This window comes from Phyllobacterium sp. 1468 (assembly GCF_031455525.1).
Classification (GTDB): domain Bacteria; phylum Pseudomonadota; class Alphaproteobacteria; order Rhizobiales; family Rhizobiaceae; genus Phyllobacterium.
In genome coordinates this window covers 104,181-120,078 of record NZ_JAVDSX010000013.1, presented here as the reverse complement: position 1 = coordinate 120,078, position 15,898 = coordinate 104,181, and the positions used below count along the sequence as shown (strand labels likewise).

Genomic DNA, 15,898 nt, shown 5'->3' with positions numbered 1-15,898 from the left:
ATCTTGGAACACACGACCGGCGGAAGCAGACGTATTACTGAATTGACTGGCTTTATCAGCAACCTTTTTGGATAGATCGTGCGCCGTGTCACTTACTTGCTGCCACGTGTCGGAGACCCACCCGGATGCTTCATCAAGCATTGTGCCAGCTTCATCTTTGATGCTTTTAATGCGATTGCCAGCTGAATCTGCAAAGCCGCGGTAGGTCTTGCCGCTCTCATCGATGAAATAGCCGGCGCGTTTTCCCGTGCTATCCGTTAAAGCTTTGAACCGGGTGCCCGCGGAGTCGGTGAAGTGGGTATAAGACTGACCTGCCTCCTCTTGCGCCGGTCCGGTGCGACGGATTTCGCCGGTAATTTTTGCCAAAGGATATAGATCCGCGTCTCTAGCCTTATCGGCGTTTGTCCACTGATACCTTTGTCCGGTCATTAGCCAAGCTAGACTGACTCCCATAAGAGCCATGGGGATCGGGTTTGCCTTCATAGCGCTACCCAAGTTGGCAGCGTATTCCCCACCCCCACTGCTTTTGACGTAACCAAGAACTTCATCGATCAGTTGCCCGGGAGACATCTTCTCCTGGATGGCGTCAATTCGCTCTTCTATGCGACGACGATCGCTCTCGATGTCCCGCTGGATCTCGGCTGCATTGGGTTTATCGGCAGTCAGGGTCATGACATTTTCTCCTTGATGACGTTGGCGTCATTGCCGAGTGAAGTAGTGGTGCGCTCCATTTTCCAGTTGCTGCCACGCAGAGCGGAAATGCCTTTGGATATTAACGCCCATGCAATGACTCCGACTACGGCGGCGACGATGAGCGCCGAGAGGGCGTTCGCACCTGGTTCAGTGAAACCTTGCGAGACCAGGATGACGGTCAGTCCGGTTACGAGCGCACTCAACAGAACGCCAAGCGCACCAATCGCAAATACCAGTCCAATACCCAGTATCTCGATCCCACCCAGTGCTCTGGTGAAACTTTCGGATGCCTCCGTCCTGGCAAGGTCAAGTTCCTTGCGGACCAGTCCGGTGACATCTGTGATCAGCCCACGGACTAGCTCAGGCAACGGCCTGCTCTCGTTGACGTCAGTCATTTGGGTTGCTCCTCCATTGATCACTACCGCTATGCGCCTCGGCGGGATTGGCCGTCGATTCCCCGGTCGGACGTCTGTGGGCAGAGGCTGTCAAAAAGCGGCTTGCTGCAAGCCCGGCGAGTGCCGCGACGCCAAGAAAAGCCAACGGTTGCCGTCGACCGAAATCCTCCGCCATATTTGCAACTTCTCTGAGTTCACGGTCCTCAATATCCTTTGCAAAGGATTTTACCGTCGAGCCGAGTTCCTTGGCATACCTGCCTAGCTGTGCGTCTTCTCCGGATTGCATCTCTGCGCCGACCTTTTCCAAGGCTGTCCCGACCGAGGCAGCATAGCGGGCTGCAATATTCTTTTGCTTGGATGCGACTTCTTCGACTTTGCCGGAAGCCTTCTGCAGCTGCTCTTTGGCCGTGTCTTTGACGGTGCCGAAATCTTCGGAGGCTTTCCGCTTCAAATCACCAAATGATGGCCTAGTTTCTATAGTCCCAGAAATAGCATCCGGCTGATCGCCATGGGCAGACGCACCAGATCGAGATTTCGTCTCTCTTTGAGAATGGTCTTGCATCGTTCCCTCCAGTCGTCGCGGTTGATACGCGATGTTGAATTGCAGCCGAACTTTGGACGGAGGTGAAAGTTCCCAGTCTTTGTTGGATTTTAAAGTTATGATGAGTCTCATGGCCGGAAATAACCGCCATCCGGGTTCGGTGGAAGAGGCTGTGCGTGACCTCTGTTCAATCGGGAACGAGCGCTGTCTAATCACAGTTCGAGGACCAGGCCGCCATTAACAATCGCCGGAACAAATGCCCTAGGCGATGGTTGATTGCAGGTAGCGGAGGACGCCCTCATGAGGATCATAGAACGACATATTACTGCACGAGAAGGCGGGGACGGGCATACCGTCGAGTTTGTCTACGAGGATGGGAAACGCGCCTTGGTGGATCTGTCAGACGCGAATTCTGTCGGCCTCGACCAAGACGAGCTTATTCGTCAGGCAGAGTGCTTGCTCGATCAAATAGACGCAAGTGGAGCGCGAGGGGATTTGCCTCCGTACGGTGCCAGAGAAAGACCGAACCCGCCAAGTGCTCAAACGGCGAGTGAGACGGATACCACAACTCCCGATCAACCGGAGGGGCCGGTTGCCCCGCAAAACCCCCTCCTTGAGGAGCAGGACGACGACGCGAACCTTGTGGGCCTCAAGGGCGAAGGCATTATCGAGCCTTAGCTTCCATACATTGCCTACGCCCGGAATGCGCTATCTACTGATCTGCTCCTTTTATTGCTCTTCGTATGGACGGCCGGCGCGGACGAGCCTGAAGCGCAGGCTCGCGACCACCACGAAGATGGGAGATCTACGGGTCGGCCTGGAATCCTTCAAGCTGCGCCAATACCGTGCATCTTAACCCCTCAGGTGCATACTCCAAATCGACTTGGTTCGGCGTGCCCGCGACACCGCTTTTGACCAGCCTGGTGCCCATGCCCTCGACGGTGGGTTTCACAACCGGCGGACCATTCTTCTCCCTCCAGTTAAGTTTGAAGGCCGGTTCCTTGTTCATATCCGCGATCCCCCATTCAACGGATACCTGGCCTTCCGCGGTGGACAGAGCGCCGTACTTGAAGGCATTGGTGGTGAGTTCGTGTAGCAGCATCGCCAAGGATAACGCGGATTGGGGACCCACCTGTAACTCGGGCCCCTTGAGGTTGAACTGGCTGCTGCGCCCATTCTGATCGAGATTGACAGCCCTTTCGATCAAAGTACGAACTTCGATCCGTTCGCCATATCCAGTCAACAGCAGGTCGTGCGCTCGTCCCAGAACACCAAGACGCTCGCTGATCGAAAGGCGGGCGGCCTCGATGTTATCGGCCCGGCGTAGCGACTGATTGACGATGCCCTGGACCATTGCCAGCTGGTTCTTCAAGCGGTGGCTCAGTTCCTGGCTCAACATCGACTGCAGCTCCTCTGCCCGCTTTTGCTGAGTTCGGTCGCGAACGATCTTGAGAAAGCCTTCTGCGGCACCGTCGTCGTGAAGTCGCAGCATTTCACCGCTTGCCCAGAATCTGGAGCCATCCTTGCGCACGTGCCAACGCTCATCTGTCGCCCGGCCGTTTTGCAGCGCGTTTGCAATTTCTTTGGCGGGAACATTGTGCGCACGGTCGGCGCTCGTGAAGATGATATCGGCAGGCAGTCCCAACACCTCGTCCTCGGCCCAGCCAAAGATTTTCTCCGCGCCGGTGCTCCAAGAGGTGACGTTGCCGGAGAGATCAGCAGTGATGATGGCGTAGTCGATCGCGCTCTCTAGAACCATTTCCGCGATACGTCTGTTCGTCACCAGGCATCCTTAATATTTGAGAGTTCCCAGGAATCTAGATGTGGACCAGAAAACTTCAACGCGAATAACGTGGTCCGGACCACGTTGGGTGAATGCTGTCTCTAGAGTTGCGCTCAGCACCACCCGGCTCTGCCCCACGTTTCGCCTTCCAGTCGTTATACGGACCACGTCTTATTATTCATCGGGACGCAAGGGAGAACAAGGCGACGTCAGGCAAGGATAACCTCGTTCTCCAATAGTTCCAGCGAATTCCAGACACGACATAGGCCAGTCACTGATTCTTGGAGACAAATTTGTTAAAGCGGCTCATTTTTCCATCGGCAGTCTTTTCCTGATAAAGAAAAGCCAGCTTGCGTTCGTCAAAGACCTCGAAAAAGTTTTCCCACGAAATCTTCTCAAGACCCTCCTCCGGCTCACCGAAATCGATACGGAGAATCCCGCCTTCTCCGCTTCCCGTGACTTTAGATGGAACGCCCTTGCGCTCTTCTGCCCAGCGCTGGATCGTATTGTGATCAGTTGTCGTTTTACTGTCGGTCATCCTCTCTTTCCTCGCTCTGTTGACTTTGCGGCGTGCGCTACTTGGCCGGGTGCTCGCCTGTCGCGTTCATTCTCTTTCGCATTGTTCTTAAAGGTGGCGTCGCCGTCAGATTTACCGGACAGCACTCGAGGGTCTGCACTTGCCATACCGTCGTTGGTCGAGCCATGCCGCGTGCGGGCGTATTGCCCCTTGGCATCCGCTTGTGGAGAACTCTTCATTTCATCTTTCCCACGTGTTTTGGCCATATTGTCTCCTTTGCAGACCAGCTTGTGACCGGTCCGACTACTTGTTTAGATCCTCAGCCATCATCAAATGGTGTTCCAAAGCTGGACGCGTTTTTGCGGCCCAAGCCTTCAGGTCAGCGTTCTCGCCCTCGTCGCCATACCGTTTAAAGAGATCGACCGCATCCTTGTGAGCGGACACTTGGTCGGAATGATATTGTTCGGTAAAATCCGCACCCTGCAGACCCTTTAGCTTGTCGAGTGTTTCCTGCTGGGCTTCGGTCATGGAGGTAGGAAGTGCGACCTTGACTTTGCCACCATCAACCAGCTGCTTCATTTCATCCGTGGTCTTTTGATGGTCTGCCACCATTTCCTGGGCAAAGGTTTTCGTCGGGCCATCGGCGCGCTCGAGAGCGAGCTTGCTCGACTCTATTTCGAACATATCGCTCGTGGCCGCCTTCAGCACGAAATCCTCTGTCGTAGGTGCAACGCCCATCAAAGAGTTAACCCCCGTTTTTTCGGTAGCTGACTGGGCAAAGGCGGGGATTGCTAGCAGGACGGCAACTGCGGTCAGCGCAAATGATTTCATGGCGGTTCTCCTCTTTCTCTATCCTCCAAACGTCCTGCTTGCCGCAATGTTCCTCGCTCGCTAGTTCATATAAAAACATTGCTGAGGTGGATCGTCGTCTCCATCCCGGGCCTGAGCGCGAGGGAAAAAATTCACCAGCTCGGGGTTGGGGAAACAGCGAAAGGGCGTCGGGATTTCTTGGCAAACCGATACTGATGGTGCTAATCGGTTTCTATTCTTAGCGAACGGTGCGTTTGCAACATTGCGCCGAGGGTTACATGCGATACCCAGCATCAGGTCGGCATCGCCCGTCGAGCTGCTTCGTTGGCTTAAAAGCGGTGGCGTGCAAGCCAGCTATCCAACACTTCTTCGGTCGAAGCTGTCTCAACTTGCTGAGACAACCTTTGACTGTAGAAGAGCTGCATCGCATCGTGAGCCGCATCGGACGAGCTGCACACCGCGTCATAAACGACGATCACCCTAAAGCCAAAGTCAACTGCTCCGAGCACGGTTGAAAGCACACAAACATCGGTTTCGCCGCCAGTTACAAGAACCGTATGTGTGGAGCGGGCTTTTAGAAGCGTCGGCAGGGTGCTCCCAAACCAAGGAGAATAGACCGACTTATTCACCACCGCCGCCGGTGGCGCATATCGTTTTAGCTCGGGCACGATGTCGACCTTTGACGGATCGATACGATCGAGCAAGAGCCCCTCCCATTTTTGATAATAGCGCAACCATGCACCACCAGCTTCGCTAAGATTTCTCGCCGGCATAAAACGGGTGAAGATTGTTGCAGGAGGATCGCGCTCCACGAGCAAGTGTATGTTTGGCAACACCTTGTCGAACCACGGCATTGCCCATGGGCCTTCTCCTTGGAACAGGCCCTGCATGTCGACGCAGATATGGCTCGCCGATTTATCGATTGGTCCGAACCTTAGTCCCTCGGCCATGGCGCTTTTCGTGTGTTTTTTCTAAACATTGAGAGCGCCGTTTGCGGCGCACTGCTGCGGTCAAGCCGCGATGGCGGCCGGATTAAGCGAGCCTTCGGCCAAGGCGGTCAAAGCTTCGTCCGTTTTTGTCTCCTCCTGCAGGGTGATGTCCTTCATTCCGAGATCGCCTGCCCAACGTGACAAGGTGCCATAGCGGGCTATCTCGTAATGTTCAACCGCCTGTGCTGCTGAGGCAAGCCCCGCATCCAGGGCGGCCTGCCCCTTGAAATCCTCAAGGATCTCATCTCCTTCAGCAAGGATTCCCTCTATGGCGTCGCAAGTCTTGCCACGCGCAGGCTTGCCCAGAATGTCAAAGACCTGTTGAAGACGCTCCACGTGGACCTCGGTCTCATCGCGGTGCTTCTCAAAAGCGGCTTTCAGTTTCGACGAGGTCGCGCCTCGCGCCATCTTGGGAAGAGCCTTCAGGATTTTCCGTTCGGCGTAGTAGACGTCTTTGAGGGTTTCATGGAATAATATTGCGAGTGTTTTCTCGGCCATAATGATGTTTCCTCTTGAGCGAGCGGTCATAACAGCCCTCAAACGCAAGAAGTGAGCGAGCGTTCCCGAAGAAACTTCTGTGTCCAGCCGTAGACGCTTTCGTTGATAGGAACCATCCAATCGATCTTCGCATTTTGGATTTTGGACTAATGACTGCAGTGGTTACGCTTAGGAAATTGCTGCTGTGAAAGAACGTTCCCTCGAAGAGATCCAACAAAGACGCGAACGGCGAGCCGAGCGTCGTCAAAGGCAACGGCTGACAAATCTACAACGCGCGGCAAAAATGCACGCAGTTCGTATTTCGAAGGAGGTGCTTGGGCCTGTGGCCACGTCCAAACGTCTCCGGGATGGCGTCCATGTCGGGTGTTCCGGCTGGTACTATTGGCATTGGAAAGGCAAATTTTATCCAGACGAAGTCCCATCAAGTCAATGGTTTTCGATTTACGAACAAAGTTTTGAAACCGTGGAGCTCAATGCGCCATTTTATGCTTGGCCCACGGTTGCGACAGTCAAGACTTGGCTACGCCAGGCGACCGGCGACTTCATCTACACGATCAAGGTCTGCGAGCTGATCACTCATGTTAAGCGCTTTGACGGCACCGAACCCTTGATACGCGATTTCGGATACATCGCTGATTTACTTGGCGAACAAATGGGCTGTTTTCTGTTTCAGCTACCTCCAAGTGTTCACTACGACCCGATTTTTCTTAAAACTATCTTGCAGCAACTAAACCCACGTCATCGCAACGTCGTTGAATTTCGTCACAAAAGCTGGTGGAACGAGGATGTCTATGCGGCGTTTCGTGCGGCCGGAGCGATCTTCTGCTCCTGCAGCGGACCGCGACTTCCAGATGAACTTGTCAAAACCGCCGACGACATCTACGTCCGTTTCCACGGAACGAAGAATTGGTACCGTCATGACTACAGCGACGATGAACTATTGATTTGGGCTGAGCGAATCCGGAAGTGCCGCGCTAAAAATGTTTGGGCGTATTTCAACAATGACCGTGACGGTCATGCGATCAAGAACGCAAAAGCGCTTATAAAGCTCCTCAACGCCGAACCTTTGGAACGAAAGTGAGTTAAGTCGGGAGCGCGCCGGGTAGGTATTACAAAGGTATTGAACTCCTACAGAGGATGACCGAAGGCAAGGAATGCATTTAGTCAAATGTACCTTCCCTTGATTTCGTCCGGATGGCCACGCGCCGCCCCAGGGCTCTGCTGAATGACTGTCGCGCCGTGCTCATGTTGACTGTCTACCTTGCTTCGACCGTTCTCCGGAAGTCTTTCTGATGTTGGGATTGCCTAATTGGGCGTCCCGCATACGTGTATATTCATCAAACCGCGGGAGATTGTCAGAAAATTCGACCCAGGAGAGCTTTTCTCGCCAATAGCCGTGAGCCGCCGGCCTGAACTGTTCCGGATTATCGAAGAAGCCGATCGTCAGATATATCTCATCCTTGATGCCTTCATCAAAATATCCGATCGACGAACCGCAATTCCCACAAAACGTCCGGGTGACGCCAGGTGTCTTTGAGAACCACTTCATCTTACCCTTTGTTATGCGGAATTGCTGCGGTCTATATCCTACCCAAACAGTAAGCGGGCCGCCAATTGCTTGCCTGCAATCGGCATCATGATCGTAGTTGATCCAGAACGGTTCGCCTTCGCATTCCGCTTGTATTCTGCCGCAAAAACACCGTGCCGTCTCTAGTCTGTCAACCATCTGGCTCCTCCACTGCACGTTCAACAGAAACGGCGACAGCTGGCGTCACTTTAACAACAGAGGAAGGGGCGGGCGAAGACGAAGCGATGATGGTGTGGCTCGCAAAGGAATCGGGCGCACTTCCATGCCGGGTCTTGGCCGAAGTACAACACCCAATCGTCACAACGGATGTCATTCTTCGATTTGATCTCCCATAATCCGGAGTGATTGATGAAGATCAGCAATAAGATCGTCGGGTTCTTCCAATCCGACGTTCAACCTGACGATTCGTCCGCTGAAATCTTCGCCACCTTGTGCAAGTTTGGGATAGGTCATGGCAAGGGAGGTGGCCCCTCCCCAACTGTAACCGGCTCTAAACAGTTTTAGTCGATCGACGAAGTTGTCAACGTCCTTCGGACTAAATGTTTTCTTGAATACGATTGAAAACACACTTGCCGATCCGGTGAAATCCCGTTTCCATGTCTCGTGACCCGGCGACGATGGCACAGCCGGATGAAGCACGCTTTGAATAGCCCACTGCTCTGCGAGCCAGTTCGCGACCTGCAGTGTCGAACGTTCCAGTCTTTCCAGACGCACGCCGAGCGTAGTCAGACCTCGCAAGGCGAGGCTGGCGTCATCCGGCGAAACCGCCATGCCTAAAAGATCCCAGGCATTCCCCACGGACTCGTACAAGGAATCGTCCTTCACGGAGACGGTGCCCAAAAGCAGATCGCTGTGGCCGCCTACATATTTGGTCAGGGCCTGCATGCTGATGTCGACTCCGTGCGCGAAGGCGTCAAAGAACACGCCTGCAGAATATGTGTTGTCGAGAGCGACCGGTACACCACGAGCATGAGCGGCCTGAACTATCGAGGCAACATCCTGGACCTCCATCGTGATCGAAGCGGGGCTTTCGGTCCAGACGAGCGCTGTGTTGCGTCTTATCAACGCGCCGATCTCCTCACCAATCAGAGGATCATAGAGCTCCACCGTTATGCCCAGACGCTGCAGTAGCTTTTCAGCCAGTTCCCTGTTTGGGCCATAGGCGCTGGCAGGTACCAGGGCATGGCTGCCGGCCTTGCAAACGGCAAGATAGATCAAAGCGATTGCCGCCTGACCGCCGGGGACTACGAACGTGCGGTAAGCACCCTCCAGTTCGGCAATCCGTGCACCCAATTCCAGCACGGTAGGCGTTCCATAAAGTCCGTAATTGTAACCGGCCTCGATCTGACGCCAGTTATTGTGGGCCGCTCCAACGTTGTCAAAGATCACCGTCGAACCCCGATAGGTCGGGGTGACAAGAGACTGGTATCCGCCGATTGCTTTCTGTTCCGGGTTCAAGAGCCTGGTTCGCCAATGCATTGGAATCCTCAGAAAATACGAGATGTGAACCGCTGACCAATCTCAAATCATTTTTGGACAGAAATGTTCCGTGGAGAAACTATGCTCCCAGTGCGCTTTTTTTGACCTCGCGCGCGAAGCGGTCGTTGGATCTTCAGTTCCGGATGGATGCACTGTGCCGCCCAGAAAGCTTTCCTTTCCGACCAAGAAGGCGCACAAGCACGTTCTGTCTGCGCTTGCGCTGGCCAAGATCGATATCGCTGACAAGTTTTGCGCCGCCCTTGCGCCGCTCCAAGGTGATCTTGCGGGTATGGAAGGCCTCCAGCTCGGCTCGATGGGCGACGCTTATGATGGTGACCTCGGGCAATTCGTGGATAAGCATCTCCATCAACTTTTCCTGACTTTTCTCATCAAGCGCTGAGGTTGCTTCATCCAGCACGATGATATCGGGTGTGTGCAACAGAAGGCGCGCGAACGCGAGCCGCTGCTTTTCGCCACCAGACAGGGTCTGGTCCCATGGCGCTTCCTCCTCGATCTTGCCGCTCAGGTAATCGAGTCCCACCTTGCCGAGTGCCGCGTTAATTTTTTTCAATGTCCAGTTATCGGCGGCGGCGGGATAGGCGACCGCGCGGCGAAGCGTCCCTGAGGGGATATAAGGCCGTTGCGGTAACATGAACAATCGTCTGTCGGCGTGGAAGTTGACGCTGCCGTCACCCCACGGCCAAAGACCTGCGACCGCCCGCACCAGTGTGCTCTTGCCTGACCCGGATTCGCCTGCCACCAGAACCCGCTCGCCAGCCTCGATCACGACCTCGGTTTCCTTGACCACGGCGGTGCCGTCGTCAAGGGATACGGAGAGATTGTCCAAGCTGAGCACCGCGTCGCCTTCAGTTTCGCCGCGCCTGATGCGCCCGAAGGCATCGCTCTGTTCCGCGCGCTCGAGCCCGTCGAGCGACATCATCAGGGAGGCGATGCGCCGTGCACTGGCGTTCCAGTCGGCCAGACGGGGGTAGTTGTCGACCAGCCAACCGAACGCGCCCTGCACGATGGCAAAGGCAGAGGCAGCCTGCATTACCTGTCCAAGCGTCATGCTACCTTCAAGAAATTTCGGAGCGCAAAGCAAAACCGGTACGACCGGCGCAAACAGGCTCGACCCCTGCGACACCAGCGCCGTACGCATATGCTGGCCCGTAAGAAGCGCCCATTGCCTGAGCACATTGGCGAACGTTTTGTCGATGCCGCTACGCTCCTCCTCCTCACCGCCAAGCAACGCGATACTTTCCCCGTTTTCCCGAACGCGGGTTAGCGTGTAGCGAAATTCGGCCTCCGCCTGATTTTTTTCCTCGGAGAGGCGGACAAAATGGCGGCCAATGAGCGTCATGGAGGTGGACGTGATCGCGGCATAGAGTATCGCAGTAATGACGAGAAAACCCGGAACCGTGACGGTCGAACCCGCAATCGTCAGGGTGAGTGCCCCGCCGATAGTCCAGAGCACCACGATGAAGGTTGATGCCGACAGAAATGCGGAGATGACACCAGCGACGAAATCGACAGGCGATTCGGTTGCAATCCGCAAATCTTCCGCGATACGGGCTTCGGGGTTGGTGTGGTCGCCACCGACAAGGTTCAATTGATAGTAACGACCGTTTGCGAGCCAACGCGCGATGACTTCCGTCGTGAGCCAAGAACGCCAGTGCCGCTGCATCGTCATACGAAGGAAGACTTGTGCAACGACAAGGCTTCCGCTTCCGAGCACGAGCGGCACGAACACGGCACTCAGGAAATAGACGGTGCTGGCATTGCGTTGCTCAATTGCGTCGAAAATTGCACGATTCCAGACATTGATCCCATACTGGAAGCCGACATTTATACATATCAGCGTCAAAAGCCCGATTGAGCATACCCAAGCGAGCCTGTCGCCACCGCGGCTCCAGTAACCGCGCGCGCTGATCCAGAAACGTTTCAGCAGATACCTCTTGCGCGCCTGTTCGGCCTCCTCAGGTGTCAGATCTGGATCCGGATCGATGAAATCCGGTGGCGCGTCCTGGGCATTGACTTCAGTGGCGACTTCGGCGGTGGATAGCTTTTCCTGGCGCGATTTGTCAGCGCCACCTGCTTTGGCACCGTTGATCGATTTCGCCTTGAGTTTGGCCCCGGACATAACGGCGATAACGGCTTGAATAACAAAAAGTTTCATTATGTCCTCCAGAGGCCAGCTGCATCGAAAGGCAAACGTCGTCGCGAGTGCGCCGTTCCGGATACGGGCTTCCGGCACCATCAAGGAGAGAATTGGGCCCATCTAGGATCGGACGAAAGTCTGATGCAGGCACGGCAAAGGTCTGAAATTCTTCGGTGCAGGGTGGCCGGTGGAACAAAGTTCAGGACCACAAGTTGTGGGAGCCGAAGGGCAGCATCCCACAAGGGAGAGTGATCATGAAACGAATCTTGCTTGCCACCGCCGTGATGTTTGGGTTGTCTGGCGGCGTCTACGCTCAGGATGCAGTTGTGGTTGAGGTTCCGCAGCCGGCACGCGAATATGTTATCGCGCATCCAACCGATCCTGTCGTCATAAAGGGCGACGTGGCAATTGGAACCGCCGTGCCCGAGGACGTAACGCTAGTCCCCATCCCCGACAGTCCGGACTACGGCTACGTCTATGTGGATAAGCAACCGGTTATCGTGTCGATGAAGGATCGCAAGATCGTCTACATGTCGAAATGAGTTGACCGTCAGTGATCTGGTGGAGGAATGGCTGATCCTTTGTATCAGCCGTGGCTTGACCGCATGATCTCCGGAGAGGGGGCGGCCAAGCCACATTTAACAAGACGCGCCATTTTAGCGGGGAGCGGCGCCTCAGGACTTATAACCCCGCCTTTGACTTCAGACGGTGGGCCGGAGGCATATCCGGTTCGGCCGTCTTTTGTTGTATGTAAATACATCCTTTCTGAAACGGTGGCTCGATGGTGCTCGCCCGCCCCATCTAACCAAAAAGCTCGTAGCAGATAGGCTCCGGAGGTCAGTCCAAAGTGACGTCGGCCACGTCTTTCTTATAGTCTGCTTTCGGATCGACTCCGATAAGTAATTTGATGCCGGCCAGAATACTCGAGCCGTTCAACCATATTTCAGCGCGGTCCGCGTCGAAGCGCAGCAGAACAAGTTTGGGATCGTCTTTTCCGTGCTCGTACCACGCTGCCACAAAGGTATTCCACAGTCGATCGATTGTGGCACGATCATTGTGGACAGCAACCGATCCGTGAACGGAAGCAAAAAGATCGTGGCCCTTTGCGGCGAACGCCGCGACGGCCCGGCTGTCTTCTCCTAGGTTTTGGACAAGCGAGCTCTCCGTTGAAGTAAAGAAAAAGATAGGTCCATGATCTCCCTCTACCTGGGCCGTCATGGGTCGCGTATGGCTCTCCTCCACCCCCACCAAACCCAACATCATCGTCCTGTCAGATTTTAGCGCTTTCCAGAATTTTTGCTGCAGTTCTTGAGGGGTTGTCATCTTCCGATCCTTTCTGAAATCGGATTGTAAACTGTCCGGATCGAGAAAAAGTTCCTGCCGATTAAACTGATAGGATCGGCGCACGCAGGTCCCAGCGTCCGTCCCTGTGAGAATCCAAATTTCCAAAATCCTATTGATTGCCAGATCGATAATAGCGCTCTCGATCTGCGCAAGGCCCCAATCCAAGCTCCGCGAACCCTAACGCGAGAGAGTGCATCTGGACGGTTTCGGCCTATGTGCGGCGAACTTAAACGAAACTCTTCCGACCGTAACGAGTTGTCCTTCATTCGAACCCTGCCGAAGCGACTCTTCGCACATTGGACACCTTCCTCACCTCAAAAAAGGTGAAGCTTTGGGCTCGGTGATTGACTTGCGACATGATAGAACATATAGTGAACAGGCATGGCAAAGACTCTGAAGGAACGACTGGCTATTCTTTCCGACGCCGCAAAATATGATGCATCCTGTGCGTCAAGCGGCACGACGAAGCGCGACTCGTCACGTTCTGGAGGGTTGGGTTCGACCGAAGGTTCGGGTATCTGTCACGCCTATGCGCCCGATGGCCGATGTATCTCGCTTTTGAAAATACTGCTGACGAATTTCTGTATTTTTGATTGTGCGTACTGCATCAATCGCTCCTCGAGCAATGTAGAGCGTGCGCGTTTTACCGTCGAAGAGGTAATTTGGCTCACGCTGGAGTTCTATCGCCGTAATTACATCGAAGGGCTTTTTCTATCTTCTGGGATTATCCGCTCGTCAGACCATACAATGGAAGAAATGGTGAGGATCGCCAGAGAACTGCGGACCGTCCACAATTTCCGAGGCTATATTCATCTCAAATCGATTCCAGAGGCATCGGCGCATCTGATAGAAGAAGCGGGTCTTTATGCGGACCGTCTTTCAATTAATATCGAGTTACCGACTGACTCGGGTATTGCACAATTTGCGCCCGAAAAAAGACCCGCCGAAATTCGTAAATCGATGGGAGACCTCCGGCTAAAAATTGATGCGGCTAATGAACCCACTCAGCAAACGAAGCGGCGTAAAAAGTTCGTTCCAGGCGGACAAAGCACCCAGATGATCGTCGGGGCAGACGATGCCAACGATGCAACCATATTGCAAACCAGTTCGAGGCTTTACGGGAGCTATAACCTGCGCAGAATCTACTACTCTGCCTTCAGCCCCATTCCCGATTCATCCAAGAATTTGCCGTTGATCAAACCGCCGCTTGTGCGCGAACACCGGCTGTATCAGGCGGACTGGCTATACCGCTTCTATGGTTTCGGGATCGACGAAATCACATCTTCTCGGCCCGACGGTATGTTGGATCTAGATCTCGATCCAAAGTTGGCGTGGGCTCTGGCGCATCGTGAACGCTTTCCCGTTGATATCAACAAATCGGAAAAGGAAATGCTGCTGCGGATTCCGGGCATCGGCACAAAAACAGCCAAATCGGTGATCAAAGCGCGCAAGCATCATCGATTACGCCTTGATGATCTCGGCCGTCTCGGTGTCTCGTTGAAGAAAGTAAAGGCTTTCATCATTGCGGACGGGTGGTCGCCACACCGATTGGTCGACAATGTCGACCTCCAGGGATTATTCGCGCCCGCACCCAAACAGCTGACACTGCTATGATGAGGCTGGTGAAACTTCAAGCAAATGGAGACCTGGACGAATGGCGGAACGCTGCTCGCCTTTTGCTGTCAAATGACATCGCCCCCGAACAGATCGATTGGCAGCAAGAACACCCTGGTGCATTCGATATTTTTGGGCCGATTAATGATCGTAGCCCGCTTGATGATCTTAAAACGGGCAGCAAACCGATCATGGTGCCAAAGGATTTTATACCCTTGGCGGAACAGATCGTGTGCCACACAAGTCAAGCACGTTTTGCGTTGCTGTACCGGCTGCTTTGGCGAATACAGGACGACAAGAAACTGCTGGAGGCCGTCTCCGATGAAGATGTGGTTCTTGCCCACAAACTTGAAAAATCAGTTCGGCGCGACAGCAATAAAATGAAGGCCTTCGTGCGCTTCAAGGAAATTGTCGATCAACAGCGTCCTGGCACTGCACGAAGGAGGTTTGCTGCCTGGTTCGAACCTGACCATTTTATCGTCGAGCGCGTTGCCCCCTTCTTTCAACGAAGATTCACGGACATGGATTGGATACTCGCAACGCCCAAGGGATCGGCGGCCTGGGACGGGCAAACATTGTCATTCATGAAGGTGCCGGCCACTAAGCCTTCAACCGAAGACGCAACCGACGATCTTTGGCGAATTTACTTTGCCAGTATCTTTAACCCCGCAAGGTTGAAGATTAAGGCGATGCAAACGGAGATGCCCAAAAAGTACTGGAAGAATTTGCCTGAGGCGGAGCTTATCCCTAAGCTGATCAGTGAAGCCGAAGCAAACGTGGCGGCGATGCTTGCGCGGCAAGCTTCCGCCCCCCCGGCTTTTCATTCTAGGCTGCAGGCAGCCAGACTGTCTGACGAACCACCACATAGCGGTGAAGGAACGCTTGATCACGAGAAGCAACTGGCGCGGGCATGTACTCGATGCGATCTCTACAAGAATGCCACCCAAATGGTGTTCGGCGAAGGACCAGAAGATGCTGAAATCATGTTTGTCGGCGAGCAACCCGGAGATCAGGAAGACCTTGCGGGCAGACCTTTCATTGGGCCGGCCGGCAAGATTTTCGATGACGCACTTGAGCGAGCAGGTATCGCGAGATCTGATGTCTACGTTACAAATGCGGTAAAGCACTTCAAGTACACGCCGAGGGGTAAACGCCGTATCCATCAGAAGCCGAATATGGGAGAGATCAAGGCATGCCGCTGGTGGCTTGATCGTGAAATAACGATAATCAAGCCCAAAATAATTGTGGCGCTTGGAGCGACCGCATTGACCTCCCTAACCCAGCGCCAGCAGCGGTTGGGGGACGTGCGTGGCAAAACGATTTCGCTCTCAGACGAACAAACTCTGTTCGTTACTGTCCACCCTTCTTACCTCCTTCGTATCCCGGACCCTAAGGCAAAGAACGTGGAGACAGAAAGGTTTCTCAACGATATCCAGACCGTGAAAACAATGGCGCTAACAATGTAGTGGGGTAGCCTATCCGACAGCGC

18 protein-coding genes are annotated in these 15,898 nt (G+C 54.3%); 5 read left to right on the top strand and 13 right to left on the bottom strand.

The features are described 5' to 3' along the window. The 3 genes from J2X72_RS24210 to J2X72_RS24200 form a co-directional block, all read right to left on the bottom strand. Window positions 1-672: DUF3618 domain-containing protein (locus tag J2X72_RS24210; protein ID WP_310076156.1), on the bottom strand; the 672-nt coding region annotated here is incomplete at its 3' end. Continuing rightward, window positions 669-1,088: a phage holin family protein gene (locus J2X72_RS24205; RefSeq protein WP_210004774.1), complete on the bottom strand. Its 420-nt coding sequence runs from the start codon at window positions 1,086-1,088 to the stop codon at window positions 669-671. The genes J2X72_RS24210 and J2X72_RS24205, both read right to left, overlap by 4 nt. Beyond that, the gene (locus J2X72_RS24200) at window positions 1,081-1,539 is read right to left on the bottom strand and encodes a nutrient deprivation-induced protein (RefSeq protein ID WP_210004772.1); all 459 of its coding nucleotides are present in this window, start codon (window positions 1,537-1,539) and stop codon (window positions 1,081-1,083) included. Before J2X72_RS24200 ends, J2X72_RS24205 begins: the two co-directional genes overlap by 8 nt. A gap of 390 nt (window positions 1,540-1,929) precedes the next feature. Here J2X72_RS24200 and J2X72_RS24195 point away from each other — a divergent pair, with 390 nt between their 5' ends. After that, entirely contained in the window at window positions 1,930-2,307 is a 378-nt protein-coding gene (locus J2X72_RS24195) for a hypothetical protein (RefSeq protein ID WP_310076154.1), read from the top strand. A gap of 127 nt (window positions 2,308-2,434) precedes the next feature. Here J2X72_RS24195 and J2X72_RS24190 read toward each other — a convergent pair whose 3' ends face one another. From J2X72_RS24190 to J2X72_RS24165, 6 genes are all read right to left on the bottom strand, one after another. Beyond that, window positions 2,435-3,412 (bottom strand): sensor histidine kinase, encoded by a 978-nt coding sequence (locus J2X72_RS24190; RefSeq protein WP_210004768.1) that lies wholly within the window; start codon window positions 3,410-3,412, stop codon window positions 2,435-2,437. Window positions 3,413-3,683: 271 nt separating this feature from the next. Then, the gene (locus J2X72_RS24185) at window positions 3,684-3,950 is read right to left on the bottom strand and encodes a hypothetical protein (protein ID WP_210005064.1); all 267 of its coding nucleotides are present in this window, start codon (window positions 3,948-3,950) and stop codon (window positions 3,684-3,686) included. Continuing rightward, window positions 3,947-4,195 (bottom strand): hypothetical protein, encoded by a 249-nt coding sequence (locus J2X72_RS24180; protein WP_310076151.1) that lies wholly within the window; start codon window positions 4,193-4,195, stop codon window positions 3,947-3,949. Before J2X72_RS24180 ends, J2X72_RS24185 begins: the two co-directional genes overlap by 4 nt. A 37-nt stretch (window positions 4,196-4,232) precedes the next feature. After that, on the bottom strand, window positions 4,233-4,760 hold the full coding sequence (locus tag J2X72_RS24175; protein WP_310076148.1) for a DUF4142 domain-containing protein: 528 nt from the start codon (window positions 4,758-4,760) through the stop codon (window positions 4,233-4,235). A 308-nt stretch (window positions 4,761-5,068) separates the two neighbouring features. Beyond that, complete coding sequence (locus J2X72_RS24170) at window positions 5,069-5,689, bottom strand: cysteine hydrolase family protein (protein WP_210005289.1); 621 nt, start codon at window positions 5,687-5,689, stop codon at window positions 5,069-5,071. Between the two features lie 60 nt (window positions 5,690-5,749). Beyond that, window positions 5,750-6,226 carry a ferritin-like domain-containing protein gene (locus J2X72_RS24165; RefSeq protein ID WP_210005288.1) on the bottom strand — a complete coding sequence of 159 codons (477 nt, stop codon included), beginning with the start codon at window positions 6,224-6,226 and terminating at the stop codon, window positions 5,750-5,752. Between the two features lie 184 nt (window positions 6,227-6,410). Between J2X72_RS24165 and J2X72_RS24160 the strand changes: the two genes are divergently transcribed. Beyond that, window positions 6,411-7,307, top strand: a complete 897-nt coding sequence (locus J2X72_RS24160) for a DUF72 domain-containing protein (protein ID WP_310076142.1) — start codon at window positions 6,411-6,413, stop codon at window positions 7,305-7,307. Window positions 7,308-7,469: 162 nt separating this feature from the next. Here the strand turns inward: J2X72_RS24160 and J2X72_RS24155 are convergent, their stop codons facing one another. The 3 genes from J2X72_RS24155 to J2X72_RS24145 all read right to left on the bottom strand — a co-directional run bounded on the left by J2X72_RS24155 (window position 7,470) and on the right by J2X72_RS24145 (window position 11,433). Beyond that, complete coding sequence (locus J2X72_RS24155; protein WP_310076139.1) at window positions 7,470-7,952, bottom strand: GFA family protein; 483 nt, start codon at window positions 7,950-7,952, stop codon at window positions 7,470-7,472. Between the two features lie 171 nt (window positions 7,953-8,123). Beyond that, window positions 8,124-9,293 (bottom strand): cystathionine beta-lyase, encoded by a 1,170-nt coding sequence (locus J2X72_RS24150; protein WP_210005281.1) that lies wholly within the window; start codon window positions 9,291-9,293, stop codon window positions 8,124-8,126. 133 nt (window positions 9,294-9,426) lie between these two features. Beyond that, window positions 9,427-11,433 (bottom strand): ABC transporter ATP-binding protein/permease, encoded by a 2,007-nt coding sequence (locus J2X72_RS24145; protein WP_310076173.1) that lies wholly within the window; start codon window positions 11,431-11,433, stop codon window positions 9,427-9,429. A 272-nt stretch (window positions 11,434-11,705) separates the two neighbouring features. Between J2X72_RS24145 and J2X72_RS24140 the strand changes: the two genes are divergently transcribed. Then, complete coding sequence (locus tag J2X72_RS24140) at window positions 11,706-11,993, top strand: DUF1236 domain-containing protein (protein ID WP_210005280.1); 288 nt, start codon at window positions 11,706-11,708, stop codon at window positions 11,991-11,993. Between the two features lie 295 nt (window positions 11,994-12,288). On the opposite strand, the gene J2X72_RS24135 is transcribed toward J2X72_RS24140, so the two are convergent. Continuing rightward, window positions 12,289-12,960 (bottom strand): pyridoxamine 5'-phosphate oxidase family protein, encoded by a 672-nt coding sequence (locus J2X72_RS24135; protein ID WP_310076136.1) that lies wholly within the window; start codon window positions 12,958-12,960, stop codon window positions 12,289-12,291. Window positions 12,961-13,176: 216 nt separating this feature from the next. Between J2X72_RS24135 and J2X72_RS24130 the strand changes: the two genes are divergently transcribed. Both J2X72_RS24130 and J2X72_RS24125 read left to right on the top strand, forming a co-directional pair. Further along, the gene (locus tag J2X72_RS24130) at window positions 13,177-14,409 is read left to right on the top strand and encodes a putative DNA modification/repair radical SAM protein (protein ID WP_210005279.1); all 1,233 of its coding nucleotides are present in this window, start codon (window positions 13,177-13,179) and stop codon (window positions 14,407-14,409) included. Then, entirely contained in the window at window positions 14,409-15,875 is a 1,467-nt protein-coding gene (locus tag J2X72_RS24125; RefSeq protein WP_310076171.1) for a UdgX family uracil-DNA binding protein, read from the top strand. The genes J2X72_RS24130 and J2X72_RS24125 overlap by 1 nt, the downstream gene beginning before the upstream one ends. The last annotated feature ends 23 nt before the right edge of the window (window positions 15,876-15,898 follow it).